Origin of the sequence: Caulobacter sp. KR2-114, assembly GCF_049446115.1 — a bacterium.
GTDB lineage: Bacteria > Pseudomonadota > Alphaproteobacteria > Caulobacterales > Caulobacteraceae > Acaudatibacter.
In genome coordinates, this window is record NZ_JBMSEC010000004.1 from 307,298 (window position 1) to 331,046 (window position 23,749).

Annotated in this window: 22 protein-coding genes; 11 read left to right on the forward strand and 11 right to left on the reverse strand. The window is 72.4% G+C overall.

The features are described 5' to 3' along the window. Nucleotides 1-183: 183 nt before the first annotated feature. The 4 genes from ACO2Q3_RS16690 to ACO2Q3_RS16705 all read right to left on the reverse strand — a co-directional run bounded on the left by ACO2Q3_RS16690 (nucleotide 184) and on the right by ACO2Q3_RS16705 (nucleotide 4,756). Nucleotides 184-1,356 carry an acetyl-CoA C-acetyltransferase gene (locus ACO2Q3_RS16690; RefSeq protein ID WP_423308527.1) on the reverse strand — a complete coding sequence of 391 codons (1,173 nt, stop codon included), beginning with the start codon at nucleotides 1,354-1,356 and terminating at the stop codon, nucleotides 184-186. A gap of 375 nt (nucleotides 1,357-1,731) precedes the next feature. Further along, complete coding sequence (locus ACO2Q3_RS16695; protein ID WP_423308529.1) at nucleotides 1,732-2,646, reverse strand: hypothetical protein; 915 nt, start codon at nucleotides 2,644-2,646, stop codon at nucleotides 1,732-1,734. Then, entirely contained in the window at nucleotides 2,643-3,605 is a 963-nt protein-coding gene (locus ACO2Q3_RS16700; protein WP_423308531.1) for a glycosyltransferase family 2 protein, read from the reverse strand. Before ACO2Q3_RS16700 ends, ACO2Q3_RS16695 begins: the two co-directional genes overlap by 4 nt. A gap of 2 nt (nucleotides 3,606-3,607) precedes the next feature. Beyond that, nucleotides 3,608-4,756: a GNAT family N-acetyltransferase gene (locus ACO2Q3_RS16705; protein ID WP_423308533.1), complete on the reverse strand. Its 1,149-nt coding sequence runs from the start codon at nucleotides 4,754-4,756 to the stop codon at nucleotides 3,608-3,610. A gap of 160 nt (nucleotides 4,757-4,916) precedes the next feature. Here ACO2Q3_RS16705 and prfA point away from each other — a divergent pair, with 160 nt between their 5' ends. Both prfA and ACO2Q3_RS16715 read left to right on the forward strand, forming a co-directional pair. Continuing rightward, nucleotides 4,917-5,993: a peptide chain release factor 1 gene (gene prfA, locus ACO2Q3_RS16710; protein ID WP_423308535.1), complete on the forward strand. Its 1,077-nt coding sequence runs from the start codon at nucleotides 4,917-4,919 to the stop codon at nucleotides 5,991-5,993. A 269-nt stretch (nucleotides 5,994-6,262) separates the two neighbouring features. Continuing rightward, nucleotides 6,263-8,584: an OPT family oligopeptide transporter gene (locus ACO2Q3_RS16715; protein ID WP_423308537.1), complete on the forward strand. Its 2,322-nt coding sequence runs from the start codon at nucleotides 6,263-6,265 to the stop codon at nucleotides 8,582-8,584. Between the two features lie 215 nt (nucleotides 8,585-8,799). Here ACO2Q3_RS16715 and ACO2Q3_RS16720 read toward each other — a convergent pair whose 3' ends face one another. Next, nucleotides 8,800-10,479 carry a transcription antitermination factor NusB gene (locus tag ACO2Q3_RS16720; RefSeq protein ID WP_423308539.1) on the reverse strand — a complete coding sequence of 560 codons (1,680 nt, stop codon included), beginning with the start codon at nucleotides 10,477-10,479 and terminating at the stop codon, nucleotides 8,800-8,802. An 81-nt stretch (nucleotides 10,480-10,560) separates the two neighbouring features. On the opposite strand from ACO2Q3_RS16720, the gene ACO2Q3_RS16725 reads away from it, so the two are divergent. Both ACO2Q3_RS16725 and ACO2Q3_RS16730 read left to right on the forward strand, forming a co-directional pair. Further along, entirely contained in the window at nucleotides 10,561-10,770 is a 210-nt protein-coding gene (locus ACO2Q3_RS16725; protein WP_423308541.1) for a DUF1674 domain-containing protein, read from the forward strand. 112 nt (nucleotides 10,771-10,882) lie between these two features. Continuing rightward, a complete protein-coding gene (locus ACO2Q3_RS16730; protein WP_423308543.1) occupies nucleotides 10,883-11,860 on the forward strand; it encodes a hypothetical protein in 978 nt (325 codons plus the stop codon). Between the two features lie 9 nt (nucleotides 11,861-11,869). Here the strand turns inward: ACO2Q3_RS16730 and ACO2Q3_RS16735 are convergent, their stop codons facing one another. Both ACO2Q3_RS16735 and pyrF read right to left on the reverse strand, forming a co-directional pair. After that, nucleotides 11,870-12,877: an MBL fold metallo-hydrolase gene (locus ACO2Q3_RS16735; RefSeq protein ID WP_423308545.1), complete on the reverse strand. Its 1,008-nt coding sequence runs from the start codon at nucleotides 12,875-12,877 to the stop codon at nucleotides 11,870-11,872. Between the two features lie 38 nt (nucleotides 12,878-12,915). Then, nucleotides 12,916-13,668: an orotidine-5'-phosphate decarboxylase gene (gene pyrF / locus ACO2Q3_RS16740; protein ID WP_423308547.1), complete on the reverse strand. Its 753-nt coding sequence runs from the start codon at nucleotides 13,666-13,668 to the stop codon at nucleotides 12,916-12,918. 48 nt (nucleotides 13,669-13,716) lie between these two features. Between pyrF and ACO2Q3_RS16745 the strand changes: the two genes are divergently transcribed. Next, nucleotides 13,717-14,403: a MarC family protein gene (locus tag ACO2Q3_RS16745; protein ID WP_423308549.1), complete on the forward strand. Its 687-nt coding sequence runs from the start codon at nucleotides 13,717-13,719 to the stop codon at nucleotides 14,401-14,403. Nucleotides 14,404-14,598: 195 nt separating this feature from the next. Here ACO2Q3_RS16745 and ACO2Q3_RS16750 read toward each other — a convergent pair whose 3' ends face one another. Then, nucleotides 14,599-15,933, reverse strand: coding sequence for a dihydroorotase (locus tag ACO2Q3_RS16750; RefSeq protein ID WP_423308551.1), 1,335 nt, complete (start codon nucleotides 15,931-15,933; stop codon nucleotides 14,599-14,601). Between the two features lie 16 nt (nucleotides 15,934-15,949). Beyond that, a complete protein-coding gene (locus tag ACO2Q3_RS16755; RefSeq protein WP_423308553.1) occupies nucleotides 15,950-16,984 on the reverse strand; it encodes a glycosyltransferase family 9 protein in 1,035 nt (344 codons plus the stop codon). A 64-nt stretch (nucleotides 16,985-17,048) separates the two neighbouring features. Between ACO2Q3_RS16755 and ACO2Q3_RS16760 the strand changes: the two genes are divergently transcribed. The 3 genes from ACO2Q3_RS16760 to ACO2Q3_RS16770 all read left to right on the forward strand — a co-directional run bounded on the left by ACO2Q3_RS16760 (nucleotide 17,049) and on the right by ACO2Q3_RS16770 (nucleotide 18,917). Next, the gene (locus tag ACO2Q3_RS16760) at nucleotides 17,049-17,882 is read left to right on the forward strand and encodes a YgfZ/GcvT domain-containing protein (protein WP_423308555.1); all 834 of its coding nucleotides are present in this window, start codon (nucleotides 17,049-17,051) and stop codon (nucleotides 17,880-17,882) included. Further along, the gene (locus tag ACO2Q3_RS16765; protein ID WP_423308557.1) at nucleotides 17,879-18,337 is read left to right on the forward strand and encodes a GNAT family N-acetyltransferase; all 459 of its coding nucleotides are present in this window, start codon (nucleotides 17,879-17,881) and stop codon (nucleotides 18,335-18,337) included. The genes ACO2Q3_RS16760 and ACO2Q3_RS16765 overlap by 4 nt, the downstream gene beginning before the upstream one ends. Before the next feature lie 88 nt (nucleotides 18,338-18,425). Beyond that, the gene (locus ACO2Q3_RS16770) at nucleotides 18,426-18,917 is read left to right on the forward strand and encodes a hypothetical protein (protein ID WP_423308559.1); all 492 of its coding nucleotides are present in this window, start codon (nucleotides 18,426-18,428) and stop codon (nucleotides 18,915-18,917) included. 12 nt (nucleotides 18,918-18,929) lie between these two features. Here ACO2Q3_RS16770 and ACO2Q3_RS16775 read toward each other — a convergent pair whose 3' ends face one another. Beyond that, nucleotides 18,930-20,111, reverse strand: coding sequence for a hypothetical protein (locus ACO2Q3_RS16775; protein WP_423308561.1), 1,182 nt, complete (start codon nucleotides 20,109-20,111; stop codon nucleotides 18,930-18,932). A gap of 199 nt (nucleotides 20,112-20,310) precedes the next feature. Between ACO2Q3_RS16775 and ACO2Q3_RS16780 the strand changes: the two genes are divergently transcribed. The 3 genes from ACO2Q3_RS16780 (at nucleotide 20,311) to ACO2Q3_RS16790 (ending at nucleotide 22,717) form a co-directional block, all read left to right on the forward strand. After that, a complete protein-coding gene (locus tag ACO2Q3_RS16780; protein WP_423308563.1) occupies nucleotides 20,311-20,949 on the forward strand; it encodes a DNA-3-methyladenine glycosylase I in 639 nt (212 codons plus the stop codon). Between the two features lie 8 nt (nucleotides 20,950-20,957). Beyond that, complete coding sequence (locus tag ACO2Q3_RS16785) at nucleotides 20,958-21,575, forward strand: ribonuclease HII (RefSeq protein ID WP_423308908.1); 618 nt, start codon at nucleotides 20,958-20,960, stop codon at nucleotides 21,573-21,575. 62 nt (nucleotides 21,576-21,637) lie between these two features. Beyond that, nucleotides 21,638-22,717, forward strand: coding sequence for a DUF2332 domain-containing protein (locus tag ACO2Q3_RS16790; protein ID WP_423308565.1), 1,080 nt, complete (start codon nucleotides 21,638-21,640; stop codon nucleotides 22,715-22,717). Between the two features lie 196 nt (nucleotides 22,718-22,913). Here ACO2Q3_RS16790 and ACO2Q3_RS16795 read toward each other — a convergent pair whose 3' ends face one another. Next, nucleotides 22,914-23,744, reverse strand: a complete 831-nt coding sequence (locus ACO2Q3_RS16795; RefSeq protein ID WP_423308567.1) for an aminoglycoside phosphotransferase family protein — start codon at nucleotides 23,742-23,744, stop codon at nucleotides 22,914-22,916. Nucleotides 23,745-23,749 lie beyond the last annotated feature (5 nt).

Here is a 23,749-nt window from a genome sequence, read left to right on the forward strand (position 1 = left end):
GGCTCGGACATGAAGCTTTTCATTTCGCCCTCCGGGGTCTGGAATACCGGCAGTATGTGAAACGTGCGCGCCGGCGACAAGCGCAGCGGCGCCACACCGACCCGCAAAGCAACCGGCCTGCAAAGCAAAAGGAGCGCCCGGTCTCCCGGACGCCCCCTCGCGTAGTCACGATGTCGAACAGGCCTAGAGGCGCTCGACGATGGTCACGTTGGCCAGGCCGCCGCCTTCGCACATGGTCTGCAGGCCGTAGCGCTTGTTCTTGGCCTTCAGGGCGCCCAGCAGGGTGGTCATCAGCTTGGTGCCCGAGGCGCCCAGCGGGTGGCCGAGCGCGATGGCGCCGCCGTTGACATTCAGCTTTTCCGGATCGGCGCCGATCTCCTGCAGCCAGGCCACCGGCACGGAGGCGAAGGCTTCGTTGACTTCGTACAGGTCGATGTCGTCGATCTTCATGCCGGCCCGTTCCAGGGCGCGCTTGGTGCCGGGGATCGGGGCTTCCAGCATGATCACCGGGTCGCCGCCGACCAGGGTCAGGTTGTGGATGCGGGCGATCGGCTCGACGCCCAGGTCCTTCAGGCCCTTGGCCGAGACCACCATCACGCCCGAGGCGCCATCGCAGATCTGGCTGGACGTGGCGGCGGTGAGGCGACCGTTCTCACGCAGCAGCTTCACGCCCTTGATGGCGTCCAGCTTGGCGTCGAAGCGGATGCCCTCGTCCACCGTGTGCAGGCTTTCGTTGCCCTCGGCGTCCTTGACGGTGATCGCGCAGATCTCGTCGTTGAACGCGCCGCCCTGGGTGGCGGCGATGGCCCGCTGGTGGCTGTTGTAGCCGAACTCGTCCAGCTGGTCCTTGGTCAGGCCGTACTTCTCGGCCATCATCTCGGCGCCCATGAACTGGGAGAACTGGATGTTGGGGTAGCGCTTCTGCTGCGCCGGGCTCATCGGGTTGCCGAAGCCGTTCTGCGCCGGCAGGGCCACCGACAGGCCCATCGGCACGCGGCTCATGCTTTCCACGCCGGCCGCGATCACCACGTCCATGGTGCCGCTCATCACCGCCTGGGCGGCGAACTGCAGGGCCTGCTGCGAGGAGCCGCACTGGCGGTCGACGCTGGTGCCGGGCACGCTTTCCGGCATGCGCGAGGCCAGGATGGCGCCGCGGGCGACATTGGTCGCCTGTTCGCCGACCTGCATCACGCAGCCCATGATGACGTCTTCCACCAGGGCCGGGTCCGCGCCCGAGCGGTCCAGCAGGTTGTTCAGCACCTGGCCGGCGAGATCCGCCGGATGCCAGCCGGACAGCTTGCCGCCCTTGCGGCCGCCGGCCGTGCGGGTGGCGGCGACGATATAGGCTTCGCCCATTGAAAATCCTCCGAGTTCGGGCGCGCGACAGCGCGCTCCGCGATCATCGCGCTGAATATCGGGGGCGACGTTGCGTCAGCCAACGGGGGAAGTTGCGGGGCGGGGATGGCGGGCTGGTGCGCCAGGCCCCAAGCTCACTCCCCTCCACCGTCATCCCCGGGCGCAAGTCCCGGGGATCCATGAACACGTGAGGGGCCCACGCGAGCGGCAGCGGAGCGTCGCACAGCGGCAAGGTTCCATCGTGGCGCGCCCTTCGAAGCGCGCCATTCGCTCTCACGCGTTCATAGACCCTCGGGACTTACGCCCGAGGGTGACGGTCGAGAGCATGGAGGAGGCCGGAGCAGGGCGCAGACGAGCAGAACCCCCCCGCCTCGCCTACGCCGGCAGCAGCGTCCCGGGCCGTTCGGCGTCCAGGCGGAAGGTCGGCGGCAGCACCTTGGGATTGGGCTTTTGCAGGTTCAGCGCCTTGGCGGCGCGGGCGACGGCCAGCTTGGCCAGGGCCGGCGGGGTGAAGCCGGCGTGCACCCGCGGGCGCGCGCCGAGCCGCCGCCGCAGCACGCCGTTGGCGTAGATCACGTTGGCGCGCAGCAGCGCCGCCGGGGTCATGAATTCGATCGACAGCGAGACGTTCAGCATCGGCCCGTTCTCGATGCGGTGGGGGGCGTTCTGACGCCAGGTGACCATGCGGCCGGGGGTCAGGTCGTGCACCTCGGCGCCGGCGTCCCATTCGGGGCGATAGCCGAACTGCTCGGCGGTCTCGCGCAGCACGATCTTCTCCAGGGTCTCGTCGGAGACGTAAGGCTCGGCCACGGGATACACCCACACCCGCTTGTGGCCGCGGATCTGCCAGAGCGACACCAGGGCCACGTCGAGATGGTAGAACACCTGGGCGTCGGCCGACGAGATCAGCAGGCCCAGGTCGCGCTTGAAGGTCTTCACCTGCGGGGCGTGGGCCGCCTTGTCGGCGAACACCTCGTCCGACAGGGCGGCATAGTCCGGCAGATGCTGGTTGGCGGCCCGCAGGTTCAGCCAGATGCGGCCGGCCTTGGCCGCCTCCAGCAGCTGCGCGCCGGAGAGATCGCCGGCCATGCCGCGCCGCCAGGTGTCCCAGGCCACCGGATCCTGGCCCATGGTGAACACGCCCAGGGCGTGGCGCGGATAGCGGTCCAGCGCGTCGGCGAGGCCCTCGTCGGTGAACATCGGCCGCTCGTGCAGGCCGTGCTGGAAGCTCAGGTTCTCGCGGGTGAAGGCGCGGGCCTTTTCGGCCGTCCAGTCGGTGATCACGCTCATGCCATCAGCGCCTTGCTCGACGTCGCGGGGCTCGCGGCCGGCGCAGGCGCCGTGCGGCCGTAGAAGTGGATCTTGAACGGCCCCCACCACAGGGTCTTGCCGAGGCCACGGGCGGCGCGGTCCAGCGCCTGGGCGCGGTCGTCCGCGCCGATCGCCCACTTCACCGCCGCGACGGCGCCATAGACCACCGCCTGGCCGATGCCGATCAGCATCCAGCGGGCGACGCCCAGCCGGTCGGGCGGCGAGGCCATGGCCGCGGCGCTGGATGGGCCCTGGCCATAGGCAAAGGCGCGGGGAATGGCGTAGCCCAGGGTCAGCCGCGCCGGGACCGGGTCTTCCCACACCCAGGCCTCGGGCGCCCAGGCGAAGCGGCGGCCGGCGGCCTTCATCTGGCCGAACAGCAGGTCGTCCTCACCGCCGATATGGTTGCGGATCGCCGAGAACGGCGCGACCGGGTCCGGCATCGCCGCGCGGCGCACCAGGCTGTCGCCGCAGCCGTAATAGTGGTCGATCAGGCCTTCGTTGGCCGGTCCCTCGCGGGAGAAGAACCTTTCGAGATAGGCGCGGTGGCGCGTGACGTCAGCCGGCGCGCGGGCGCGGACCGGGCCGAACACGGCGTCGGCGTCGTACTTCGCCTGGGCGGCCAGCAGGGCGGCGAGCCAGCCGGCCGGGGCCTCCTCGTCATCGTCGAGGAAGGCGATGAAGTCGCCGCGGGCGGCGGCCATGGCGGCGTTGCGCGCGTTGGCCACGCCGGGGCGCGGCTCGTGCACATAGGTCACCGGGAAGGGCGCCTGGGCGGCCAGCTCCGCCACCAGGCCCTGGGCCGAGGCGACCTGATCGTTGTCGACCACGACGAGCTCCATCGCGCCGAAGTCGACGCCCTGTTGCGCGAACAGGGAGCGTACGGCGACGGCCAGGCCCTGCGGCCGGCGCTGGGTCGGGACGATCAGGCTGAGCATGGCTACTCCTGGGTCGCCAGGCCCCGGCGGCGGGTCTGGTCGGTGATGGCCTGGGCGAAGCCTAGCGCACGACCGGTTATGCTGAGCTCAACGGTGGCGATGATGTCGAGCCGGCGACGCAGTTTTCCCGCCAGGCCCGCGCCGTGCGCGCCGGCGGCGGCCCAGGCCTGCTCCCGGCCGCGGGCCGCGCGCCCAGCCGACGAGGCGGCGGCGGCCAGACCCTCGCCCAGCTCCAGCTGGGTCAGGGCGTAGGGCCGCTTGTAATGGTCGTGACCCGGACCCAGGTCGAACTGGCTGAGGCCGAGGTCCGGCATGGCGGCGATGGCGCGCCACAGGAACAGCTGGCCGGGGGAATAGGCGTTCAGCTCCGGGTCGGCCGACGCCAGCCACGGATGGTAGACGTCGCCCAGCCGCACGCCGAACTGGCCGGCCACCAGCCGGTCGCCCGCGTAGAGGTTCAGCATCAGGCCCTGGAACGCGCCCTCGCGGGCCTCGAAGAAGCCGTCGAACAGCCGGCTGACCCAGGGCGGGCTGAGGAAGTCGTGGATGCCGCTGCGGCGCAGTTGCTCGCGTTTCCAGGCCACCAGGGTGTCGAACGCCGCGCGGGAGGTGTCGGGCCCCTCCAGCCGCAGCTCGCCCAGGTCGCGGCCGAGCTTGTGGTCCAGCCGCCGCCAGTTCTTGAACTTCTTGGCCGAGGCGGCGCGCACCGTCTCCAGGTAGCGGTCGGCGTCGGCGTCCGGCAGGGCGACCACATGCGACTCGTGGCGCGCGGCGACGTCGGCCTGGAACACGCCGAACGGATCGACCAGGCCGGTGAAGCGGTAGGCCGCCAGCCCTGCCGCCGCCAGCAGCCAGGGGGCGCGCACGCCGGCGTCGGCCACCGAGACCAGGCCGTGGTAGTCGGCCAGCGGGGCGCCGATCGGCCGCGCCAGGGCGCCGGGACGGCGGTGGTGCGCCAGGAATCCCAGCGTCTGGCCGTCCCGCTCGAAGATCGACACCCGCGCGTCGTCCCGCACGGCGCCGACCGCCTGTGCGAATTCGGGACTGAACAGCGGGTTGGCGAACGCCGGATGGGCGCCCGCGATCTGTCTCCAGCGGTCGGCGTCGGACGCCGAAAGCTCTTTCGGATGAACTGTTTGCGCCTTCAGCATGACCTGTAAGGTAACTCCCTTGAACCCGACGGCCCCCAGCAGCCACGGGTGTTCGCAGCAGTCCGAAGCAACCCCCGTGCCGCGACGATCCGTCGCTTGAGGTGACGTGGCGCCGGCTTGGCGCTAAAGACGCCGCTCTTTCACCCGAGGACGTGTTTCCGTGCGACTGCCCCAGGCCCGGCTCGATCAGGTGCTCGACCGCTTCCGTGAGGTCGAGGCGCGGATGGCCGCCGCCAGCGATGGCGGCGAGATCGTGCGCCTCTCAAAGGAGCACGCCGAGATCCGCCCGGTGGCGGACGCGGTCACCGCGCTGGAAAAGGCGCGCGCCGAACGCGCCGACCTGGAGGAGATGGCCGCCGGCGACGATCCGGAGATGTCCGGCATGGCCCGCGAGGAGATCGCCGCCCTCGACGAGAGGCTGCCGGAGCTGGAGCGCGCCGTGGCCCTGCTGCTGGCCCCGCGCGACGCCGACGAGAACGCCTCGGCGATCCTGGAAGTGCGCGCCGGCACCGGCGGCGACGAGGCGGCCCTGTTCGCCGGCGACCTGTTCCGCATGTACAGTCGCTATGCGCAGACCCGCGGCTGGAAGGTCGAGGTGGAGAGCGTCTCCGAGGGCGAGGCCGGCGGCTTCAAGGAGATCATCGCCTCGATCACCGGCGAGGGGGTGTTCGGCCGGCTGAAGTTCGAGAGCGGCGTGCACCGGGTGCAGCGGGTGCCGGCCACCGAGACGCAGGGCCGCATCCACACCTCCGCCGCGACGGTGGCCGTGCTGCCCGAGGTCGAGGACGTCGAGATCGAGGTGCGCGACGAGGACATCCGCATCGACACCTATCGCTCGTCGGGCGCGGGCGGCCAGCACGTCAACAAGACTGACTCCGCCGTGCGCATCACCCACCTGCCCACCGGCATCGTGGTGACCAGCTCGGAGAAGAGCCAGCACCAGAACCGGGCCCGGGCGATGAAGGTGCTGAAGGCCAAGCTGTACGAACAGAAGCGCGAGGCGCTGGACAGCGCCCGCGCCGACGCCCGCAAGAGCCAGGTCGGCTCCGGCGACCGCTCGGAACGCATCCGCACCTACAACTACCCCCAGGCCCGGGTCACCGACCACCGCATCAACCTGACCCTCTACAACCTGCCCAAGGTGGTCGAGGGCGAGGCGCTGGACGACGTCATCGAGCCCCTGATCGCCGAGGACCAGGCCGCCCGCCTGGCCACGCTGGAAGACAGCTTCGGTTAGCTGGGGAAGGAACCCCAATCACCTGTCATCCCGGACGAGCGAAGCGAAGATCCGGGACCGCCGGAAACGCCATAGTTGGACAGCGGTAGCGAGCATCGGCGCTTGCCGCGGTCCCGGATATCCGCTGCGCGGATTCCGGGATGACAGTGGGAAGGGTTGGCGAGCGCGCAAGGCCGCCGGCAGCGTCAGACATCCTTGCGCCGCCGTGAAATCCCCAGCACCTTGCGCGGCTTGAGCCAGCCCAAGCTGGCGTCCCTTGGGGGCATGCGGTGGCGGTAGTGGAACGGACGGCGGTGGAGACGGGCCCGCGGGCGCACAGGCCGATGATCCCGGCGACGGCGGCGTTGCGCGAGCTGACCCCCGTCCCGCTGATCGTCGGGGTGCTGCTGGGCGTCGTGTTCGGGGCCTCGTCGCTCTATCTGGTCCTGAAGGTCGGCCTGACGGTCAGCGCCTCGATCCCGGTGGCGGTGATCTCGCTGACCCTGTTCCGCATCCTCGGGCGCCTTGGCCTCGGCGGCGCGACGGTGCTGGAAAACAACATCGTGCAGACGGCCGGATCGGCGGGCGAGTCCATCGCCTTCGGCCTGGGCGTGACCATGCCGGCGATCATGATCCTGGGCTTCGACCTGGAGATCACCCGGGTGATCGTCGTCGCCGTGCTGGGCGGCCTGCTGGGCATCCTGATGATGATCCCGCTGCGCCGGGCGCTGATCGTGCAGCAGCACGGGGTGCTGAAGTATCCGGAAGGCACGGCCTGCGCCGAGGTGCTGAAGGCCGGGGCGACGCCGGAAGAGCGCGCCATGGGCATTGAGCTGCCCGAGGACGCCGCCGACCGCTCGGCCGCCGCGTCGGGCGCCAGCACCATCTTCACCGGCTTCGGCATCGGCGTGGTCTACAAGCTGGCGATGGACGCCCTGCGGCTGTGGAAGGACACGCCGGAGAAGATCTTCGGCGCGCCCCTCGCCGCCTCGTCGGTGTCGGCGGAGATCTCGCCGGAGCTGCTCGGCGTCGGCTACATCATCGGCCCGAAGATCGCCTGCACCATGGCCGCCGGCGGGGTGCTGGCCTACATGGTGCTGATCCCGGCGATCAAGTTCTTCGGCTCGGCCGGCGGGCTGATCATCCCGCCCGGGACCACGCCGATCGCCCAGATGGGCCCCGACGAGATCCGCGGCGCCTATGTGCTCTATATCGGCGCCGGAGCGGTGGCGACGGGCGGCATCATCAGCCTGGTGCGCTCGCTGCCGATGATCTGGCGCGGCATCGTCGGCGGCATGTCCGACCTGCGCAGCCGCCGCGAGGCCGCCGCCGCCGCGTCGGTCGCCCGCACCGACCGCGACCTGCCCAACAGCTTCGTGGTCGGCGGGGTGGTCGTGCTGCTGGTGGCGATCATGCTGGTCAACACCCTGCACATGAACCTGGTCGGCGCCCTGCTGATCGTGGTGTTCGGCTTCCTGTTCGTCACCGTCTCGTCGCGCCTGACCGGCCAGATCGGCTCGTCGTCAAACCCCATCAGCGGCATGACGGTGGCCACCCTGCTGCTGACCTGCCTGATCTTCCTGGCGCTGGGCTGGACCGGGCCGAGCTACTACGTCACCGCGCTGTCGGTGGGGGGCATCGTCTGCATCGCCGCCTCCAACGGCGGCACCACCTCGCAGGACCTGAAGACCGGCTTCCTGCTGGGGGCCACGCCCCGCTCGCAGCAGATCGCCATCATCGCCGGCGCGGCCGCCGCGGCGCTGCTGCTGGGCCCGATCCTGCTGAAGCTCAACGACGCGGCCACCGTCTATGTGCCGGTCGGCCCCAAGGCCGTGGCCGCCGCGCCCGGCCAGTCCGAGACCGTGCCGGCCGCCTGGACCGTCCCCGCCACCGCCCTCGCCGGCCTCAAGCCGGAAAAGATCACCGGACCCCAGGCGGTGAGCGATGGCCGCGTCTATCACGTGTTCAACAAGACCGACGATGTCGGCGGCGCGCCCGGACGCTACCTGGTCAACGACCAGGGGACGCCGGTGTGGCTGGTCGATCCGGGCATCAACGGCACGCACAAGGTCCGGCCGGACGGCACAAAGGTCACCAAGTACAGCGCCCCCAAGGCGACCCTGATGAGCTACATCATCAAGGGCATCCTCAATCAGCAGCTGCCGTGGACGCTGGTGATCCTGGGCGCGATGATCGCCCTGGTGCTGGAGCTGATGGGCATCGGATCGCTGGCCTTCGCCGTGGGCGTCTACCTGCCGATCTCGTCGTCGATGCCGGTGCTGGTCGGCGGGCTGGTGCGCTGGGCGGTCGACCGGCACATCGCCGGCCGCACCGCGCACCTGAACCTCTCCGAGGAAGAGCTGATCGCCGAAACCGACAAGAGCCCCGGCGTGCTGATGGCCTCGGGCTACATCGCCGGCGGCGCCATCGCCGGCATCGGCATCGCCTTCATCTCCGGCGGCATGGAAAAGCTGGACCAGCGGATCAACGACGTGATGACCGCCTCCAACCCGTTCTTCAACGGGCCGTGGTCGGACGCCCTGGCGCTGATCCCGTTCGCCGCGATCATGCTGGCGCTGTACCTGGCGGGGCGGATGAAGACGGAGGGGTAAGGGGACCTGGCGCGGCGAGGCCTGAACCCCTCACCTTCCCACGCGGCTTGCTCACGCAAGCCACGCGGGCCCCTCCCTCTCCCTCCGGGAGAGGTGAGCTAAGGTGCGGCGGACACAGGGAAAAACCACCTCTCCCAGAGGGAGAGGGAGGGGCCCGAGGTCGGCGCGTCAGCGGCGAGCTTGGGAGGGTGAGGGGGGCAAGCGGCTGCCTGTGATCAAGCCCGCCGGAACCGGGCGACGAAGAAGCCGTCCAGGCCGCCGTCCATGTGCTGGGGCAGGATGCGCAGGGTCCCGTCGGGCCTGACGCTGGCGTCCGGCGCCCCGCCCTCGCCGGCGGCGATCGGCTCCAAGGCGAAGTCCGCATGGCGCGCGAGGAAGGCCTCCACCTGGGCCTCGCCCTCCTCCGGCTCCAGGGAGCAGACGCTGTAGACCAGCCGCCCGCCGGCCGCGGTATGGGCGGCGGCGGCGTCCAGCAGCTTGGACTGGCTAGCGGCGAGGCGGCCGATGTCGGTGGGCCGGGCGTTCCACAGCACGTCGGGCTGCCGGCGGAAGGTGCCGGTGGCCGAGCAGGGCGCATCCAGCAGCACGGCGTCGAAGGTGCGCGGGTCGTTCCAGGCCGCGGCGTCGGCCTGCAGCACCTCGGCCTCCAGACCGGTGCGCGCGAGGCCGTCGCGCACCCGGCGCAGGCGTCCGTCCGAGCGGTCCAGGGCGGTGACGGCGGCGCCGGCGGCGGCCAGCTGGAAGGTCTTTCCGCCCGGCGCGGCGCAGAGGTCGACGGCGGTCTGGCCGGCGCGCACGTGCAGCAGCCGCGCGGGGATCGCCGCGGCGGCGTCCTGCACCCACCAGGCGCCTTCGGTGAATCCCGGCCAAAGGGCCAGGTCGCCGCGCTTTTCGGTGCGCAGCGAGCCGCCGGGCAGCGGACGGGCCTCCAGCGCCTCCACCAGCGCCGGATCCGGCGCGCCGCGCGGGGTCAGGTCGGTGGCCGGCTCCTGGGTCACCATGCCGGCGATGGCGGCGGCCCCGGCCTCGCCGAAGGCGGCGCGCCAGCGGGCCAGCAGCCACGGCGCCACCAGGCTGTCGGCGTCTTCGGCCGGCGGTCCGTCGCGCAGCAGGCCGCGCAGCACGGCATTGACCAGGCCCCGCATCGGCGCGGGCGCCAGGGAGACGGTGGTGTCCACCGCCGCGAAGTCCGGGGTGTCGAGCCAGAAGGCCTGCGCCGCGCCCAGGCGCAGCAGGTTGCGCACCTTGCCGGCGGGGTCCTTGGTCAGGCGGCTGTCCAGCGCCCGGTCGATCGGCCCCAGGTGGCGCAGGGTCGCCATCACCAGGGCGCGGGCGAAGGCGCGGTCGAGGGTCGAGAGCTTGCCGGCGGGGCCGGCGTTCAGCGCTTCGTCGAGCCCGCCGCGGCGGGCCAGGGCGGCGTCGAGGATGTCCACGGCCGCCGCGCGGGCGGCCAGGGCGGCGTCGAGCGGCGCCTCGGGCGCGGGCGCGGGTCGCGGCGGGCGGGCGGGACCGGGCTTGGCGCCGGGCTTGCGGGGCCCGGAGCCGTGCGCCCCGGCCGGGCGAGCGCTGCCCGTGGGCCTGCCGGGTTTGCTGAATCCTCCCGTCTTCACGCCCCCGGTCTTCGGTGTGTCCATCCTGGGACCGTCCGCTCTGGGACCGTCCGCTCTGGGGCCGCCCCCCGTCCTCGGACCGGACGCCTTCGAACCGGGCGCCTTCTGGCCAGGCTTGGCCGGGTCGAAGGTCTTGCCGGCGGGGCGCTTGGCAGGGGCCTTCGAGGGCCCGGACACGGCGGCGTTGGGCGCGCCGGCGCGGAAGGCGGTGGTCGGCAGCACGCGGCTGCCGGCGGGGCGGCCGGGCCGGCGGGAGCCGGGGGGCTTGGCGGGGGGTCTGGTCACGGCTGTCCCCTGCCCGCTTCCAACGACGAGGGCAAGGGCGCCGGCTGGCGCACGCCGCCGGGCGCGCCTAAATTCAGGCGCATGAGCGATGATCCCCTGCCCCCCGGGGCCGCCCCCGGCAAGCCGCTGTCCCCGGCCGCGCGCCGGGCGCTGGAAGAGGCCGCGCAACGGCGGGCGGAGGCCGAGGCCGCGGGCGCGGCGCCGCGACCCGAGGAGGAAGGCGGGCCCGCCGGGCCTGAGCCCACGCGCTACGGCGACTGGGAGCGCAAGGGCGTCGCGGTCGACTTCTAGGGTTAAAATGCCCGCCGGCGCGGGAACGCTGTTCGCCCGACAGGGGCGCCGGGTCGCGGCGAAGGCTTGCCGGGACTAGGGTCGCGCCGAAAGCGTACCGGAGTCCGCCCTGATGTCTCTCGCCAAGCTGCTGATCGCCGGCGTCGCCCTCGCCGCCTCCACCACCGCCCTCGCCTGCGACTGCAGCGTCGGCGCGCGCTACGGCGCCCAGGGCGGCTGGTCGGCGCACGGCGCCGCCTATCAGGGGGGAAGTTCCCAGGGCGGCGGCTATCAGGATCGCTACGGCGACCAGGGATACCGTGGCCAGGGGTACAGCGACCAGGACTACGGCCGTCAGGACGATCAGCGTTCGTATCGTGACGACGACGGCTATCAGGGCGGCTACGGCCAACAGGGCTATGGGCAACAGGGCTATGGGCAGCAGGCCTACGGCCAGTCCGGCGGCTATGGCTCGTCGTCCTCGAGCGTCCGCTACGGCTCCAGCTACGAGCGCTCGGGCGGCTACAGCGAGCAGAGCTACGACCTCAGCGGCGCCTGGGCCCGCGCCCACGGCATGGGGGCGCACGAGGCCGAAGGATTCGATCACTCCGGCTACACGCGGTCCGGCGGCTACGGGGCCTCCGGCGGTCACTACGGCTACAGCGACGCGCGCGACGAGGGCAACGCCCGCGCCTATCGCAGCGCGCACAGCTACGGCTACGCCCACAGCGAGGTCCATGGCGGCGGCTGGTCCTACCGCGAGGAGGGCGCCCGGTTCGCCCCGCCGCCGTGCCGGCGGCTGGACGACCGCGTCCCGGCCGGCTGGCGGCCTGCGCCGCTGTGCCCCGGCGTGGGGGAGGTGGCGGTCGACAACAGCTTCTTCCTGGGTGACGGCGGCGGCGTTGGCGGCTTCCCCGACTATGACGGCGGTGGCGGCGGGGGCGGCTACGCGTTCGTCGGCGGCTCGGCCGGCGCCCACGCCTTCGCCCATGCCTCGGCGCACGCCAGCGCCAGCGTCTCGATCCGCTTCCGCGGCGGCTTCCATGGCCACGGCGGCGGCGGTCACCACGGCGGCGGCGGCCACAAGGGCGGCTGCGGCTGCGGGCACTGAGCCCGCGCCTCAGAACCGGTAGCGGTCGCCCTGTTCGGGGATGATGAAGCGCACGCCGAGGTCGTTGCCGGCCTCCAGCTCGCGGCGGATCACCGCCTGAGGCCGTTCCCCGGCCTTGAAGCTGTACTTGATGTGGCTGACCACCACCGGAAGGCCGCGCAGCGCCTGCGGCCCGCCGGCCTGGTCGGCCAGGTCGTGCAGTTCCTCCAGCAGCAGCTTCGGCGTCATGTGGCCGAAGAGCGCCGTCTCCGGCTGACTGTTGGGGAACGAGGCCTCGATGACGATGGCCTTCAGCGTGTGATGGCGCACGTCGTCGGCCACCGCCGACCAGACCGCGTGCAGCCGCTGGGCGTGCTCCGTCCGGTCGGCGCCGGTGTCGCCGAAGCACAGCATCGACGCATCTTTCGACCGCAGCAGGAAGGCGGTCGATTCCACCGGCCCGTGGGCCAGCGGGAGGGCGGTGACGCTCATCGCCGTGCCCGTCGCCGGCGTGGCCTCGCCCGGAACCAGGTCGACGAAGTGGTACTTGCCCAGGCGCGGCTCGGCGCCCGTGTCGGCGAAATTGGCCCAGGCGTCATGGTTGAAGTACGAGCCGGCGATCTTCGCGTGGGTCGAGGCCAGGGCGTAGATCGGCTTCTTCGAGTCCTCGGGCGAGGCGACGATCAGGCCAGCGACATGGTCCAGGTGGGCGTGGCTGATCAGATAGCCCTTCACCCGCTCGGTCAAGATGTAGCCGACGCGGGTGGTGGCCGCGCCGGGCGGCGGCTTCACATCGGCGAAGGCGCCGCGCCGGTCGGCCGCCTCGATGCCCGCCGTCAAGGTCCCGGCGTCGCAGGCCAGGAACCCGTCGTCGCCCCGCGGCCGGATCAGAAAGCTGGTGAGGTTGCCGTCCTCGATCCCGCCGCGCGCGCCGAGAACCACGATGTCGAAGCTGTCGCGCGAAGGCGCTGCGGGGGCGGGCGCCGCAGCGGCGACGAGGGCGGCGGACAGCAGGGCGGGCAGGTGAAAGCGGCGCATAGCCCTGAATAGTCGCAGCGCCGGCGCGCGACCAGTCGCTAGCCGCGCATCTCCGCCACCACGCGCAGGGCGGCGGCGCGCGGGTCAGCGGCGGCGGTGATCGGCCGGCCGCAGACGATGTGGCTGGCGCCGGCGGCCAGGGCCTCGGCCGGCGTCGCGGCGCGCGCCTGATCGTTCTTGTCGGCCCAGTCGGGGCGCACGCCCGGGGTCACCACCAGGAAGTCCGGCCCGCCGATGCGCCGCGCCAGGGCCGCCTCGTGCGGGCTGGCCACCACGCCGTCGGCGCCGGCGTCCTGCACCTGGCGGATGCGGCGCTCGACCAGGGCTTCCACCCCCATGCCGTAGCCCATCTCGGCCAGGTCCTGGCCGGTCAGGCTGGTGAGCACGGTGACGCCGAGGATCTTCGCCTGGCGGTCACCGCCGCGGCCCTTCACCGCCGCCTTCAGCACCTGGGGGTGGGCGTGCACGGTCAGCAGGTCGCAGGCGCCGGTGGCGACGATGGCGGCCGCGGCCTTTTCCACCGTCGTGCCGATGTCGTGCAGCTTCCAGTCCAGGAACAGGCTGCGGCCCCGGGCGCGCAGGTCGCGGGCCATGGCCATGCCGTCGGTGGCGAAGAGCTGCAGGCCGATCTTGTAGAAGCTGACCGCGTCGCCCAGCGCCTCGACGATCTCCTCGGCCTCGGCGCGGGTAGGCAGGTCGAGCGGAATGATCAGGCGCGGATCGGCGACGCCCCCCGCGTCGCTCAATCCGGTGTCTTCGGCAGGCAGGGTCGGGCGCAGGGCGGCGGACATGGTGGCTCCCCGAGTGCGAAGCTTGGCGATTTCGGTTAAGCCGACAGAATGAACCCAGCCGAATTCGCGGTCAATTTCTTCGTCGCCCTGTTCGCCCTGATCGATCCGGTCGGCAACGTGCCGCTGTTCGCGGCGGCGACCCATGGCGCGCCCCCGGCGGGCCGGCGGCTGACGGCGGCCTACATCGCCCTGTTCGCCCTGGTGTTCATGAGCTTCTTCTACCTGACCGGCCTGGCGCTGCTGCAGTTCTTCGGCATCTCCCTGCCGGCGTTCCGCATCGCCGGCGGCATCCTGCTGCTGCTGATGGGGCTGGACATGGCGCGCGGCGACACCGCCGAGACCATGACCGAGGCCGGCGACGAGGTGGAGCAGCTGTCGACCCGCGCCTACGCCCGCAAGCGCTTCGAGGGCATGATCGTGCCCTTCGCCATGCCGCTGCTGATCGGCCCGGGCGCGATCTCCACCGCGGTGATCTATGCCGGCGAGGCGAAGGCCTATGGCTGGGAGGGGATCGCCTTCGGCCTGGTCGCCATCGCCGCCATCGCCGCCAGCGTGCTGGTGGCCTTCTGGTCCACCGGCTGGATCACCCGGGTGCTCGGCCGCATCGGCATGGTGATCGTGATCCGCGTGCTGGGCCTGATCCTCTGCGCCATGGCGGTGCAGTTCATCCTGCAGGGCCTGGCGGATTCGACGTTCAACCTGGTGCGCCGCGGGGTGGCGACGCCGTACCAGTGAGGGGGCGGGCGTAGCGCCCCCTCTTTGTAGCGCCCCCTCTTTTCTGACTGTCATCCCGGAAAGCCGCGCCAGCGGCTTATCCGGGACCGCCGGAAGCGCTGCCGGTGTACGGCCGTAGCGGGCGCCGCCTCCTGCCGCGGTCCCGGATATTCGCTGCGCGAATTCCGGGATGACAGAGGAGGGTTGGCGCGCCCCCTAGCTCCCCAGCGTCTCCAGAAACCGCACGGGCTCGCCGGCGTGGGGCAGGACGATCTCGTCGTCGCGCATCACCACCTTGCCGCGGATGATGGTGGCCTTGGGCCAGCCGGTGACGTCCATGCCGTCGAACGGGGTCCAGCCGGAGCGGGTGGCCATGTCCTCGTGGCGCAGGGTGCGGCGGGCCTTGAGATCGACGATGGTCAGGTCGGCGTCGTTGCCTTCGGCGATGCGGCCCTTGTCGGCCAGGCCGAAGATCCGCTGCGGGCCGTGGCTGGTCATGTCCACCAGGCGTTCCAGGGTCAGGCGGCCGGCGGCGACGTGGGTCAGCATGATCGGCAGCAGGGTCTGCACCCCCGGCATGCCCGACGGCGAGGCCGGATAGGGGCGGGCCTTTTCCTCCTTGGTGTGCGGCGCGTGGTCGGAGCCGAGCACGTCGGCGACGCCCATCTCGATCCCCCGCCACAGGGCCGCCTGGTGCGAGGCCTCGCGGATCGGCGGGTTCATCTGGGCGTAGCCCTTCAGCCGCTCGTAAGCCTCCGGCGCGGTGAGGGTCAGGTGCTGCGGGGTGACCTCGACGCTGGCCACGTCCTTGTGGTCGGCAAGGTAGGCGATCTCTTCCGCCGTGGTCACGTGCAGCACGTGGATGCGCTTGCCCAGCCCCTTGGCCAGCCGCACCAGCCGCCGGGTGGACATGATCGCCGAGGTGGCGTCGCGCACCTCCGGGTGGCTGGTCCAGTCGCCGGTGCGCGCCAGCGGCCGGCGCTCGGCCAAGCGGTACTCGTCCTCGGAGTGGAAGGCGGCGCGGCGGTTGATGTGCTTGAGGATCTCGCCGACGCCCTCGTCGTCGGGCACCAGCAGGGTGCCGGTGGAGGCGCCCATGAACACCTTGATGCCGCAGCAGCCCGGCAGCCGCTCCAGCTCGCCCAGGAAGCGGGCGTTGTCGTGCGTGCCGCCGACGTAGAAGGCATGGTCGCAATGCATCCGCCCGCGCGCCCGGGCCAGCTTGTCGGCCAGGGCGTCGGGGTCGGTGGTGGTGGGCTCGGTGTTCGGCATCTCGAACACGGCGGTGACCCCGCCCAGCACGGCGCAGCGGGCGCCGGTCTCCAGGTCTTCCTTCCACTCCAGACCCGGCTCGCGGAAGTGCACCTGGCTGTCGATCACGCCCGGCATGATGGTCAGGCCGGTGGCGTCGAACACCTCGCCGGACGAGGCCTGCGACAGGTCGCCGATGGCGGCGAACTTGCCGCCGATCACGCCGATGTCGGCCATCCCGCGGCCGGCGTGGTTGACCACCTCGCCGCCGCGCACGATCAGGTCGAAGGTCTGGGGCACTGCCTTGAAGCCTCTCTCACTCGGGGAGGCTTTCGTCGGCCTCCGTGTCGCTCTGGATCTCGATCGCGGTCGCGACCTCGATCTCAGGCTCGGTGTCGTCCAGCAGGGCGACGGCGGCGCCGTACACGCTGTCGGCCGACAGGTCCATCATGTGGGTGATCGCCTGGCTGAGCGTCGGGTCGAGGGCCTTGATCTCCTCGAACGTCCGGGTGCCGCGCAGCGCCCGCGCCTTGGGGCCCCAGGGGGCGTAGAGGTCCTCGTCGGAAGGGCCGAACAGGCCGAGGGTCGGCGTTCCGGCTGCGGCGGCCATGTGCATCAGGCCGGAGTCGTTGCCGATGAACAGGCGCGCCCGCTTCAGCGCGGCGTAGACCACCGTCAGGCTCTCGCGGCCGACCAGGTCGATGCAGCGGTCCTTGCCCACGGAGGCGCGCAGCGGGTCGCACGCGGCGGTGTCGCCGGGGCCGCCCACCACCATCAGCCGGCCGCCGGCCATCGGCCCGCCCGGGCCGATCAGGCGACGGGCCACCTGGGCGAAGCGCTCCACCGGCCAGGTCTTGCCCACCCAGTTGGCCGCCGGGGCCATGGCCAGGATCGGCCCGGGGCCGGCGGTGATCGCCGCCGCCCGCGCCTCGGTCTCCGGACTGGTGAACAGGAAGGGCGCCGGCGGATCGGCCTCCAGCTTCAGCAGCCGGGCCGCCTCGATCACCTTGTGCGCCGGCGTGGCGCTCTTGCGGTGCACCGCCCGGCGCTTGGGCCGCAGGGCGGCGGCGATCGCCGAGCCCCGCAGGTCGACCACCAGGCCCCAGCGCTTGCCGCGCACCTGCCGCCACAGGCCGAACCAGTGGCCGGAGCGCTTTTCCTTGTCCATCACGATCAGCCGGTCGAGGCCGGGCGTGTCGGCGAACAGCGGGACGGTCAGGGCGCTGCCGACCACGGTGAAGCGCGCGCCGGGGATCTCGTCGACCAGCGTCCTCACCAGACCCGAGGACAGCACGGCGTCGCCGATGCGGCTGCCGGTGACGAAGAGAATCAGGAAGGGGCGAGGCGCCATGGCCGCTGATTCTATAGGCGGATGACCCCTGGCGCCCAGGGGCGCTGACGGCCACATTGCCGGCATGTCCACACAAGCTTCCGCCGCCACCCTCGACGACCGCGCGCTGATCATCCTCGGCGGGCCGGACTGGCGCTCCTTCCTGCAGGGCCTGGTGACCCAGGACGTGGAGACGCTGAAGGACGGCGAGGCCCGCTTCAGCGCCCTGCTGACCCCACAGGGCCGGCTGCTGTACGACCTGTTCCTGGTCGGCTGCGGCGACGACTGCCTGGTGGACTGCGCCGCGGCGGTGCGGGAGACGCTGATCCGGCGGCTGACGATGTACCGCCTGCGCGCCAAGGTGACGATCGAGGCCGCGGAGATGCCGGTGCGCGCGCTGTGGGGGGCGGCGGCCGCGCCGGAGGGCTGGGCCGTGGACCCTCGCCTGCCGGGGCTGGGCTGGCGCGGCTACGGCCTGGAGCCGCCGGTGGACGCCGCGCCCGCCGACGCGGCCGACTACGCCGCCCACGTGCTGGCCTGCGGCGCCCCGGGTCCGGCGGACTGGGGCGTGGAGCAGACCTATCCCGTGGAAGCCAACTTCGACCTGCTGGGCGGCATCGATTTCCGCAAGGGCTGCTTCGTCGGCCAGGAGACCACCTCGCGCATGAAGCGGCGGGGCACGGTCAAGAGCCGCATGGCGCCGGTGACCTTCGAAGGCCCCGCGCCCGAACCGGGGTCGGAACTGCTGAACGGGACCCTGCGCGCCGGCGAGGTGCTGTCCGGGGTCGACGGCCGGGCCATGGCCTCGGTGCGCCTTGACCGGCTTCAGGGCGACCTGACCCTGGCCGACGGCCGCCCCGCGCGGGTGGATTTCCCCGGCTGGCTGCAGGCCGCGCTGGCCCCGGCCGACCCGGGATGAGCCCGGTCCTGGTCCGCCCGCTTCGCCGCGACGATCACGCCCAGTGGCTGCCGCTGTGGGACGGCTACAACGCCTTCTACGAGCGGGTCGGTCCGACGGCGCTGGATCCGGCGGTGACGGCGGCGACCTGGAGCCGGTTCTTCGACGCCTATGAGCCGATGCACGCCCTGGTCGCCGAGCGGGACGGGCGGCTGGTCGGCCTGGTCCACTACCTCTACCACCGCGCCACCACCTCGATCTCGCCGGTCTGCTACCTGCACGACCTGTTCACCAGCGCCGAGGCGCGCGGCGGCGGGGTCGGGCGGGCGCTGATCGAGGCGGTCTACGCCGAGGCCAGGGCGGCGGGCAGTCCGCGGGTTTACTGGCAGACGCGCGAAAATAACGCCACCGCACGCCGGCTGTACGACCAGGTGGCCGACCTGTCGGGCTTCCTGGTCTACCGCAAGCTGCTGTGACGGGGCCGGCCGACGACGCCTGGCCACGCTTTGGCAAGGATCGCGGCGCGAGACTCCAGCGAATCAGCGGGCCGGCGACGGGGATCGGATGAGGCGACTGGCGACACTTGGCGGCGCGGCCCTGGCGGCCGGCCTGGCGCTCGCGCCGACCGCGGCCCTGGCCCGGGCCGACTACTGGTTCCTGGGCGCGGGCCAGTCGACCTTCGACTTCGTCGACGTCTCGCGCATCGCCGAGGCCGACGACGGCGCCCGGCTGGCGTGGACCACCCGGGTGCTGGAGGGCAAGGGCACGGGCAAGCACAAGATCAAGACCGTGCTGACCTGGGCCGCCTTCTATTGCGGGGAAGACCGCTTCCAGGCGCTGAAGACGGTGCAGTACCGGGGCGACGGCCAGCTGAAGTCGAACCTCGACCTGCCCGGTCCCGTGGCCCAGGTGATCCCCGGCACCGTCGGGGCCTCGGAATACGCCTTCGTCTGCGCCGATCCGGCGGACCGGGCCGACCTGGCGCGCGACCTGGGCGACATCGACCCCATCCGCACCGCCGACCAGCTGTACCTGGCGCCCAGGCGCCGGCGCTAGCGACCTGAAACGTCAGGCCGCTCGTAGCGGGAGGGCCTCGAGCGCCAGGTTCGGCAGGCTGGGCGGCCGCTCCAGGGGGGCGCTGACCGCCCGCCCGGTGACGAACGGCACGCCGGAGGCGCAGCAGAACTCCAGCTCGGCGTGGGTGCGCACATTGGTGATCGCCGGCCAGACACGCCGGGCCTTGAAGGCGTCGCGCCGGCGGCTGAAGCGGCGGATCGCGGCGACCCGCGTCGCCGTGTCGGTGTCCGGCAGCACGAAGGTGACGCTGTTCACCGCGCCCATCGGCAGGCTTTCGACGGAAAAGTCCGGGTCGCAGACCTGCAGGTCGATGTTGCTGAAGTACTGCCGCAGGAAGTCGCGCAGCACGGGCATGGCGCTGTAGGACGGCTGGCGCGGGGTGTCGTAGACCACGGCCGCCAGCTGCTGACGCCGGTCCTCGGGCAGGGCGTCGAGGATCTCGGCGCGGCGCCCCCGCTCCGCCCGGTGAATCAGCGCCGCGTAGCAGATCGGCGTGAACAGCAGGCCGGCCCGGCCAGGCAGCATCTCCAGGGCGCGGCGCACCGCGGTCACAGCCCGCACGTCGAAGTCCCGCGCCGACTGGTCGTCGGTGGGGCACGCCCCTTCCTGGATGTTGAAGCAGTCGTCCCGCGCCATCACCGCGCTGCCCACGAACTGGCGGCGGGGCGTGAAGTAGACTCCGAAGAAGGTCGGCTCGACCGCCGACGTCGCGCGCCGCCGCGGCGGCGGCGGCGAGGCGTCCTCCTCGGCGTCGACCATCGGCACGCCGACCACCTCGTCCGCCGTGATGCGCGACAGCCGCCCCACGAACGGCGGCCGGTACGCGGCGCCCTCCAGGATGCCGTCGAGCTCCTCGGCCGACAGGGCGGCGAAGCGGGCGACCTCGGCGGCCACGCCCTCGAAGGCCACCAGCGTCACCTCGCCGTCGCCTTCGGCGCCGAACAGCCGCAGCTGCAGGTCGATGGCCATGTCGCGCAGCTGGTCGTGGTCGAGCGGCCCGCCGCGCGGCTCGATCAGCAGGAAGGTGCAAGGACCCAGCAGCTCGAAGCGCCTGGGAAACGCCCAGCGGCGCTCCAGGAAGGCGGCGGCGAACTTGTTCACCAGCCCCGGCAGGTCGGCGCGGTGGCTCAGCGCCGATGGGGTCAGGACTCTGAGGCAGGCGAAACTGGCCATGGCTTCCGAGGGTCGAGTGGCGGCCGGCATGGTCGCGTTGCAGGACCACGACCTTGACGTGTGGCGGTTAATGCGGCGCGCGCGGCGGATGCGGCAATTCGAAGCGCGGCGCCGCGCGCGATTTGCCGTGGATTGCTGACACGTCGCCCTTCACCCGGCCGCCGTTCGGCTTTAGGCCTTGCCGTGTCGGGAGGTCGGCATGGGCGTGCGATTCTACGAGGCCGAGGGCCACCGCTGTTCCTGGGCCAATCCCAAGGACCCGGTGTACGTCGCCTATCACGACGAGGAATGGGGCGTGCCGGAGTACGACCCGCGCGCGCTGTGGGAAAAGCTGGTGCTGGACGGATTCCAGGCCGGCCTGTCGTGGATCACCATCCTGAGGAAGCGCGAGGCGTTCCGCGCCGCCTTCGCCGACTTCGACCCCGAGGTGGTGGCCCGGTTCGGCGAGGCGGACCGCGCCCGGCTGCTGGCCGACGCCGGCATCATCCGCTCCGGCGCCAAGATCGACGCGGCCATCGCCGGGGCGCGGATCTTTCTCGACATGCGCGAGCGGGGCGAGGATTTCACCGCCTTCCTGTGGGACTTCACCGGCGGCAAGCCGATCCAGAACGCCTGGGACCACGTCGGCCAGGTGCCGGCCCAGACCCCCGTCGCCGTCGACATGGCCAAGGCGCTGAAGGCCAGGGGCTTCAAGTTCTGCGGCCCGGTGATCGTCTACGCCTTCATGCAGGCGGTCGGCATGGTCAACGACCACGTGACCACCTGTTTCCGTCACGCCGAGGTCGCCGGCCTGGCCCACGATCATCCACCACACAATGGCCTCGGGGCGGGCGCCTGATGCCTCACATGCGCCTGGAGAAGGATTGCCCCGCCCCGGTCTGCGGAGTCGACGAAGCCGGCCGCGGCCCGTGGGCCGGCCCGGTCAGCGCCGCCGCGGTGATCCTCAGGCCGCGGGCGCGGATCGCGGGTCTGGACGATTCCAAGAAGCTCACCGCGCGCCAGCGCGACGCCCTGGAACCGGAGATCAAGCATCGCGCCCTGGCGTGGGCGGTGGCCTTCGCCAGCGTCGAGGAGATCGCCGAGCTCAACATCCTTCGGGCCACCGGCTTGGCCATGCGCCGGGCGGTCGAGGCGCTGAGCACCCTGCCGGCCTTCGCCCTGGTCGACGGCAACTATGCCTTCGACCTGCCCTGCCCGGTGCGCACCGTAATCGGCGGGGACGCCACCAGCGCCTCGATCGCCGCCGCCTCGATCCTGGCCAAGACCGCGCGCGACCGGGCGATGGTCGAGCTGGACGCGGCGCACCCCGGCTATGGCTTCGCCGAGCACAAGGGTTATGGCGTGCCGGCGCACCAGCAGGCGCTGAAGGCGCTGGGCCCCTGCCCCGCCCACCGCGCCACCTGGGCGCCGCTGCGGGCGCTGATGGCGGCGGGCGCCGACGTGCAGGTGATCGCGGCGGAATAGCCGCGACTTGACCGTCGCAATCAAGATTGCCGGCCGGCCCTGCCCGCGCTGATGTCGCCGTCATGAGCGACGACACCGCACCTGAAGATCCCGCCGTGACCGCCCTGCGCTTCCAGTCCGGCGCCTGCCAGGCGCTGGGCTCGGCCTTCTCCGCGGAGATCCTGCGCCTGGCCGCAGAGGACCTGGCCGCCGGCGGCCCCACCGCGCCCCTGTTCGCGCCCTGGACGGGACGCGACGCCCGCGCGCAGATGGCCGACGCCGTCCCGCTGCGGCTGCTGGGCGCGCTGCACGACCTGGCCCTGAGCGGCGCGGCGCCGGGCCTGGCGGCGCACTATCCCACGCCTGGCGCCGCCGGCGATGCGGGCGCGGCCTGGCGCGAGGCCCTGGCCCTGATGGCCGGCCAGCAGGCGCGCCTCGCCGCCTTCATGAGCCACGAGCCGCAGACCAACGAGACCCGGCGCTCGGCCGCCCTGCTGCCCGGATTCCTCACTGTCGCCGCGGAGACCGGCCTGCCGCTGCGTTGCTTCGAGATCGCCGCCAGCGCCGGGCTCAACAGCCTCTGGGACCAATACCACTACGACTTCGGCGGCGCGGTCGGCCGCTGGGGCGACGCGTCCGCCGCCGTGCGGCTGGACACCGACTGGCGCGGCCCCGCCCCGCCGCTGTCGACCAGGGCGCGGGTCGTGGAGCGCGGCGCCTGCGACCGCGCGCCGGTGGACGTGCGCGACCCGATCGCCCGCCGGCGGCTGCAGGCCTACATCTGGCCCGACCAGCTGGAGCGCCTGGCGCGCGTCGAGGCGGCCATCGAGGCGGTGCGGGCGGCGGATCTCGCCGTCGAGGCCGCGAACGCCCTGACCTGGGTCGAGCGCCGCGCCGCTCCCGAGGCGGGGGCGGCCACCGTGCTGTTCCACTCGGTGTTCTGGGTCTACATGCCGCCCGAGGACCAGGCGGCCCTCACAGCGGCCATTCAGCGCCTGGGCGAGCGGGCGACCGCCGACGCCCCCTTCGCCTGGCTACGCATGGAAGCCCAGCCCGGCAACCTCGCCCTGATGGACCTGCGCCTCACCCTCTGGCCCGGCGGCGAGGACCGCCTGTTGGGGCATGCGCACCCGCACGGGGCGTGGGTGGAGTGGCTGGGATAGGCCCGCAGACCCGCTGCCAGGCCTTGCCCCCTCCACCCTCCGGCTCCGCCGGACGGTCCCCCTCCCCCGCTACGCTTCGCTGCGCAGGGGAGGAGAGACGGCCTCGACGCCTCGTCTCCGCCCCCGTGAAACGGGGGAGGGGGACCGCCGGGCGTAGCCCGGTGGTGGAGAGGGCAGCCGGCCGCAGCAGATCATCTCACGCCCCCAGCCACCCCGCCGCCATTTCCGCGATCCGCAACGCCGGGCGGGCATCGCCCTGCCAGTCGCCGTCCAGGGTCCAGGCCGCCGAGAGGCCGCAGTAGGCCAGCAGCCAGCGCAGCAGGCGTTCGCGGCCGAGGCCGGAGCGGTCCGCGACCAGGTCGACGCGCGCGGCGATCCGGGCCGGGTCCTGCGACGGTTCCGGCCCCGGATTGCAGATCATGTTGGCGTAGTCGTAGCCGCGGTCGCCGAGCAGCCCCTTGGGATCGATCGCCAGCCAGCCGCGCGCGCCGCCATCGAGAATGTTGCCGTGGTGGATGTCCCCGTGCAGCGGACCGACCTCGTGCTGATCCGCCAGCAGGCCTTGCGATATGGCGAAGGCCTTGCCCAGCACGCCGCCGCGCTTGTCCGCCGAGGGCGCCAGCGCCCGGAACCAGCGGGCGAGCGGAACCAGCGTCGGCGGGAGCGCCGCCGCGCGGGGGGCGTGCAGGGCGGCGGCGGCATCGCACAGCACCGTCATCGCGGCGAGATCCTCGCCGGCCTGCGCCATCGTCGCCAGCGACCGCTCGCCGACCACCCGCTCCAGCAGCACGGCGTCCGCCTGCGCCGCCAGCAGGCGCGCCGCGCCGCGCCCGGCCCACCAGCCCATCAGGGCGTGGCCGGCGATTTCCTCGGCATGCATGGCCGCCTTCAGCATCGCCGCCTCGCGCCCGCGGCGCACGGGCAGCAGCTTCGACGACGGGGTGACGATCGGCGCGCCGTCGGGCTCCAGCCCCCAGAGCGCCAGCCAGGGCTCGAACACCGCCGCCAGATCCGCCTCGAGCCGCATGGCCG

What these genes read in the sequence shown, in the direction of transcription:
- ACO2Q3_RS16690 (WP_423308527.1), bottom strand. Translation starts at nt 1,356, where the DNA reads ATGGGCGAAGCCTATATCGTCGCCGCCACCCGCACGGCCGGCGGCCGC.
- ACO2Q3_RS16695 (WP_423308529.1), bottom strand. Translation starts at nt 2,646, where the DNA reads ATGAGCGTGATCACCGACTGGACGGCCGAAAAGGCCCGCGCCTTCACC.
- ACO2Q3_RS16700 (WP_423308531.1), bottom strand. Translation starts at nt 3,605, where the DNA reads ATGCTCAGCCTGATCGTCCCGACCCAGCGCCGGCCGCAGGGCCTGGCC.
- ACO2Q3_RS16705 (WP_423308533.1), bottom strand. Translation starts at nt 4,756, where the DNA reads ATGCTGAAGGCGCAAACAGTTCATCCGAAAGAGCTTTCGGCGTCCGAC.
- ACO2Q3_RS16725 (WP_423308541.1), top strand. Translation starts at nt 10,561, where the DNA reads ATGAGCGATGATCCCCTGCCCCCCGGGGCCGCCCCCGGCAAGCCGCTG.
- ACO2Q3_RS16730 (WP_423308543.1), top strand. Translation starts at nt 10,883, where the DNA reads ATGTCTCTCGCCAAGCTGCTGATCGCCGGCGTCGCCCTCGCCGCCTCC.
- ACO2Q3_RS16735 (WP_423308545.1), bottom strand. Translation starts at nt 12,877, where the DNA reads ATGCGCCGCTTTCACCTGCCCGCCCTGCTGTCCGCCGCCCTCGTCGCC.
- pyrF (WP_423308547.1), bottom strand. Translation starts at nt 13,668, where the DNA reads ATGTCCGCCGCCCTGCGCCCGACCCTGCCTGCCGAAGACACCGGATTG.
- ACO2Q3_RS16745 (WP_423308549.1), top strand. Translation starts at nt 13,717, where the DNA reads ATGAACCCAGCCGAATTCGCGGTCAATTTCTTCGTCGCCCTGTTCGCC.
- ACO2Q3_RS16755 (WP_423308553.1), bottom strand. Translation starts at nt 16,984, where the DNA reads ATGGCGCCTCGCCCCTTCCTGATTCTCTTCGTCACCGGCAGCCGCATC.
- ACO2Q3_RS16760 (WP_423308555.1), top strand. Translation starts at nt 17,049, where the DNA reads ATGTCCACACAAGCTTCCGCCGCCACCCTCGACGACCGCGCGCTGATC.
- ACO2Q3_RS16765 (WP_423308557.1), top strand. Translation starts at nt 17,879, where the DNA reads ATGAGCCCGGTCCTGGTCCGCCCGCTTCGCCGCGACGATCACGCCCAG.
- ACO2Q3_RS16770 (WP_423308559.1), top strand. Translation starts at nt 18,426, where the DNA reads ATGAGGCGACTGGCGACACTTGGCGGCGCGGCCCTGGCGGCCGGCCTG.
- ACO2Q3_RS16775 (WP_423308561.1), bottom strand. Translation starts at nt 20,111, where the DNA reads ATGGCCAGTTTCGCCTGCCTCAGAGTCCTGACCCCATCGGCGCTGAGC.
- ACO2Q3_RS16780 (WP_423308563.1), top strand. Translation starts at nt 20,311, where the DNA reads ATGGGCGTGCGATTCTACGAGGCCGAGGGCCACCGCTGTTCCTGGGCC.
- ACO2Q3_RS16785 (WP_423308908.1), top strand. Translation starts at nt 20,958, where the DNA reads ATGCGCCTGGAGAAGGATTGCCCCGCCCCGGTCTGCGGAGTCGACGAA.
- ACO2Q3_RS16790 (WP_423308565.1), top strand. Translation starts at nt 21,638, where the DNA reads ATGAGCGACGACACCGCACCTGAAGATCCCGCCGTGACCGCCCTGCGC.
- ACO2Q3_RS16795 (WP_423308567.1), bottom strand. Translation starts at nt 23,744, where the DNA reads ATGCGGCTCGAGGCGGATCTGGCGGCGGTGTTCGAGCCCTGGCTGGCG.